At 72.2% G+C, this 263-nt stretch carries 1 protein-coding gene; it reads right to left on the bottom strand.

Going from position 1 to position 263, the window contains the following annotated elements; translation table 11 throughout:
• On the bottom strand, nucleotides 1-263 hold a 263-nt coding region (locus ACMUOY_RS20840; protein WP_413894610.1), incomplete at both ends, for a 3'-5' exonuclease.

The following is a 263-nucleotide window of genomic DNA, read 5'->3' as shown; positions in this document are numbered from 1 at the left end:
ACAGCGCGTCGCCCAGGCGCTCGTGCGACAGGGCGGCGAACAGGCTCAGCTTGCGCGCGCCGGCAAATGCGCCCAGGGCCGCCAGCGTGGTGTGGCCGACGCCGCGCTTGGGCGTGCTGATGGCGCGCAGGAAGGCCGGGTCGTCGTCCTCGTTGACGAGCAGGCGCAGCCAGGCGCACAGGTCGCGGATCTCGGCGCGGTCGAAAAAACTCTGGCCCCCGCTGACCTTGTAGGGAATCTGCGCGCGCCGCAGCACTGCCGGG

It is taken from the genome of Candidatus Skiveiella danica, assembly GCF_022705245.1.
GTDB classification, from domain to species: domain Bacteria; phylum Pseudomonadota; class Gammaproteobacteria; order Burkholderiales; family Burkholderiaceae_C; genus Skiveiella; species Skiveiella danica.
The sequence above is the reverse complement of the archived record's forward strand: the minus strand, read 5'-3'. Positions and strand labels throughout refer to the sequence as shown.